Annotated in this window: 3 protein-coding genes; all 3 read right to left on the bottom strand. The window is 61.3% G+C overall.

The genetic code is table 11. The features are described from left to right. Positions 1-615, bottom strand: a 615-nt coding sequence (locus H5U38_04745; GenBank protein MBC7186330.1) for a carbohydrate kinase family protein, incomplete at its 3' end; no start/stop codon positions are given. 103 nt (positions 616-718) lie between these two features. Then, on the bottom strand, positions 719-3,085 hold the full coding sequence (locus H5U38_04740) for a pullulanase (GenBank protein ID MBC7186329.1): 2,367 nt from the start codon (positions 3,083-3,085) through the stop codon (positions 719-721). A gap of 11 nt (positions 3,086-3,096) precedes the next feature. After that, a partial coding sequence (locus H5U38_04735; GenBank protein MBC7186328.1) for a UDP-N-acetylmuramoyl-L-alanyl-D-glutamate--2,6-diaminopimelate ligase occupies positions 3,097-4,410 on the bottom strand: 1,314 nt, incomplete at its 5' end.

Here is a 4,410-nt window from a genome sequence, read left to right as displayed (position 1 = left end):
CTGCAAAATCTCGCGCCACGGTGCTCGCCCGGATTCGCTAGCCGGGTCGGGCAAAGACATATCCAATGAGGTGATAGTTCCTGCATCGTGCACCCGGCGGAAGATCTCCACCAGTTCGGCGCCCCCGTCGGCAAACAGCCGCCGCATGAGTGGGGGATAGCCAAGGTGAAAGACCTTTGCCTGATCCACCACCGCATAGTCCACATCGTCGGCACCGAAGGTATCGTTTGTGCCAGGGTTGTGCAGAAAGATGCGATCAATCCCAGGAGGGGCGATGGCCACGGTGTACGACGACGCCTCTCCTGGGGCCACGGCTATGCCAGCGTCGCTCCCTTCTCGACGCAGTCGCTCACGAATGAGCCGTCCAAACTCGTCATCGCCCACTTTTGCCATGAAGGCCACGTTGAGGCCCAGCTTCTTCATTGCCAGGCCCGTGTTGGACACCGGTCCGCCGGTACTGATGGCAGCTGGTCCGACGTTGACCAGCTTGCCGGGGCGGAGCAGGGCGCCAATGTCTTGAACCTTGGTGTCAGGAAAAGCCGGGATGATATCCAGGCAGATGTGCCCGGCCGCGATCACATCGTAGACGCGCTGTGTGTCCTGTGTGCTCCTCATGGTTGGTCACCCGCAGTTTGTCCTCGACAGAGCCGTTCCTTCGTCCACTGTTTCCACCATCCAAAAAGCTCTCTGCTCGAGTGCAGGCCCCCTGGAATCCAAGTCATTCGTTCGGAGCTCGCCGCAACACCATTCCCGAGGTCGGCGGCACCTGCACCAGCCCACGCAATGGCGGGCCGCAAGGTTCCACGCCCGCCGAACGCTGGTCCACCACCGTCTGCCACGTCCCTTCCGGCAGCACCATGGCCGCCTCCTGCTGTGGGTCGCCATTGAGCACCACCACAAAGTCGTGGCTGTCGCCCAACTGGCAGCCGTCAATCAGAAAGCCAAAGGAGAAAACCAGCGGCCCGTTGAAGAAGTGGATCTGCTCTTTGTGAGCGCGCCGGAAAGAGGGATGGGCCTTGCGCAGCGCGATAAGCCCGCGGTAGTAGTCCACCAGCTCGCGATTGATGTCCGCGTGCCGATAGTTCAGGTAGTTGGTCTCGTCGTCTTTGTTGTAGCTGTTGTGGTCGATGGTACCGCAGCGCACATCGGGCAGGTCGCAGCGGGCAATGACCTTGCTGCGTGCAAACTCCTGACCCTCGGCCATCATCACCATGCCTTGCGAAGTAAAGAGAAACAGCGCCCCCAGCTTGTTTAGCCGCATCTGCCTTTCGCTGAGCCGGACGTGAGCATCGAGGTCCACCACCACCTCGTCTTCGCGGATGTCGCCGTTGCCGATGCGTACAAAATCGCCGAAGGTGTGGTCGTCATGGGACTCCAGGTAGTTAACCGCATGGGCGGGGTCGAGATAGAGCCCTCCCTCCGAGCGCAGGGTACCGAGCACGTAGTTCTGAATGCTGTGCAGGTTGTTCCCGCCCTGCCATTTGCCAAAGATGAAGCCCAGCCCGTCATAAGGATTCTGCCCCTTGACCCCGTTCCGGATCTGGTCGTTCCAGGAGGCCCAGCCGCGGTCGGAGAAGCCGGCCAGCTCGTACTTGCCCATGCCCCAGGCTTCGGCGATGAGAATGACGTGAGGGTTGATGCGCCGTGCCTCGGCGATTATCTGCTCACAGGTCTCCCAGTCGATGAGCGCCGCCAGGTCGAAACGAAAGCCATCGATGTGATACTCGGTCATCCAGTACTTGACGCTCTCGAGGATGAGCCGACGCGCCATGGGGCGCTCCGTCTTGAAATCGTTGCCGCACCAACTCTCCGAGGTAAAATTCTGGTCGTTATCCAGCCGAAAATAGTACTTTTTGTCGATGAGCTTGAAGCAGTTCCACTCGTACTGAGCCACGTGGTTATAAACCACATCCAGGAGCACCGCGATGCCGGCTTTGTGGAACGCCTTGACCAGCTCCTTGAGCTCGCGCACCTGCCGGCCATCGACGCCGCAGTAGCGTCCAGGCTCCATGGTCCCCCCGGTGGCATAGTAGGACTCAGGGGCGAAAAAGTAGGAAGTCATGTAGCCCCAGTGGTTGCGGGCATAGGGGTTCCAGGTGTTTGCCGGCAGCAGACTGGGGTCCTTGTACGGCGGCTCCATGTTGGCGAACTCGTGCACGGGCAAGAGCTCCACCGCGTTCACCCCAAGGCTCTTGATGTAATCGATACCCCCTCGTGCCCCGGGGTAGGCCAGACCGAGGTAGGTGCCCCGCAGCGCCTCGGGTACGCCGGAGCTGTGGTGGGCGGTCATGTCGCGCACATGCAGTTCGTAGATGATCAGGTCGCGGGGCGGGATTGTCACCCAGGTGTCGCCCTCCCAGTCGAAATCGTCCTCAGGGAGGATGAGCGCCTTGCCGGGGTGGCGGAAGTGGTTGAGCGTGACCACCGCGCGCGCATAAGGATCGACAATGTGCCGATTGGCATCAAACATCTCGGTGGGACTCTGCGGGCCGTCCACCCGATAAGCGTAGTACTTGCCAACGCACGGTTCGTGCACCGTGCACTCCCACACGCCTTGACCATCGCGGCGCATGCGGTACTCCACGCCGCGCTCTTGGTCATGCCGCTCAAACAACTCCAAGGTGACCTGGCGAGCGCGCGGCGCAAAGAGGCGAAAGGTTGCCTTTTTCCCTTGCACGTGGCAACCGAGTGGCTTGTCAGAGCAGAACTGGTCCAGAACGCCGTCAGGTTGCAGCTCTCTTTCACCCCCGCCGCGCACGCGGAGCGTATAGCATTCGGTCAGCTTGAGCGGAGCGGTGGTCAGGACGACCTTGCGTCCCTCCTGTTGGACCTGCTTAATCCTGGTGGGCGGTGAAATCTCGATGTCAGCTGCGCGGAGACCAGGTGCGTCGAAACCCAACATGAATTCTACTCTGTCCAAGCGCTGGATCTTCGCCCACACGATACCCTGCCCTGCCTGTTCCATGCTGTCCTCTCCTGTTGCCACCGCCCACGTAGCTAACGAGAACACCACCAACGCTGCACCGCGGAGAAGCAAGACAGTTCTGTCTCTGGGACCTTTGACCCTCCAGCTTCTCGCCTTCATGCCAGCCCCTCCTAAGCCGCGAGCTCGTCCAACAACCCTGCGGCGACCTGGGCGTCGTTGAACGGCACCGTGCGGTCTTTCAGCGTTTGGGTGGACTCGTGCCCCTTGCCCAGCAGCATCACGATGTCGCCGGGCCGGGCCTGCCGCAGCGCATAGGCGATCGCCTCGCGCCGGTCAAGGATTACCTTGTGCGGCGCGGCGTCCATCCCGGCCACGATTTCTTCGGCAATCTGCGCGGGATCCTCATTGCGCGGGTTGTCCGCAGTGACCACCACCAGGTCGCTCATCTGACCGGCGATTTTGCCCATGATGGGGCGTTTTTCCTTGTCGCGATCGCCGCCACAGCCGAAGACCGTAATCACCCTATTCGGCTGCAAAGAGCGGGCTAAGGTCAACACGTTAGTCATCCCGTCCGGCGTGTGCGCATAGTCCACCACCACGGTAAAATCCTGGCCACGTTCGATGAGCTCAAACCTCCCGGCCACGCGAATTGGCCGCTCCAGTCCCTGCTTGATGGTCTCAAGATCGACCCCCTGGCTAAAGGCTGCGCCGGCAGCCGCGAGGGCGTTGTACACGTTGAACATGCCCAGCAGGCGCATCTGCACCGGAATCGCCCCGGCCGGCGTGCAGAGCTGATATGCGGTCCCACGAACTGAAAGGCGGATGTCCCGCGCCATCAGGTCCGCTGGCTTCTCGACGCCGTAGGTCAAGACACGTGCACGGGTGGCCTTGATGAAGTGGTCAGCCGACGGATCGTCCCTATTCACCACAGCATGCTTGTCGGGTGCCAACCACTCGAACAGGCGCATCTTGGTGCGCCGGTAGTTCTCGAGGGTGCCATGGTAGTCAAGATGGTCTTGCGTGAGGTTGGTGAACACCGCCACATCAAACTGGCAGCCGTCCACGCGGTGGAAGTCGATGCCGTGGGACGAAACCTCCAGCACACAGTAGCTCACCTTTTCGCCCACCATGCGCCGGAAGATGGCATGCAGGTCCGGCGGCTCAGGCGTAGTGTCCTTGGACTGGTGAATGGTGCCGTTGATCTTGTAGTACAGGGTACCGATGAGACCGACCCCTGTCTTCTGGAGGAGGATGCTTTCCACAATGTGGGTGGTAGTGGTCTTGCCGTTGGTGCCCGTCACGCCGATGAGCTTCAGTTGCTGCGAGGGGTAGCCGTAAAACTTGTTGGCCAGCATGGCGAGGGCGGCCCGGGAGTCGGGCACTTGCACTTTTACTGCCGGCGCCGGTACCTCTCGGTCTTTCTGCAGCACCACCACGGCAGCGCCTCTCGCCACCGCCTCGCCAATCTTGTCGTGCCCGTCAGG

Source organism: Calditrichota bacterium (assembly GCA_014359355.1).
In the GTDB taxonomy this organism is placed as follows: domain Bacteria; phylum Zhuqueibacterota; class Zhuqueibacteria; order JANLFK01; family Oleimicrobiaceae; genus Oleimicrobium.
This window is presented reverse-complemented; position numbering and strand designations above follow the sequence as displayed.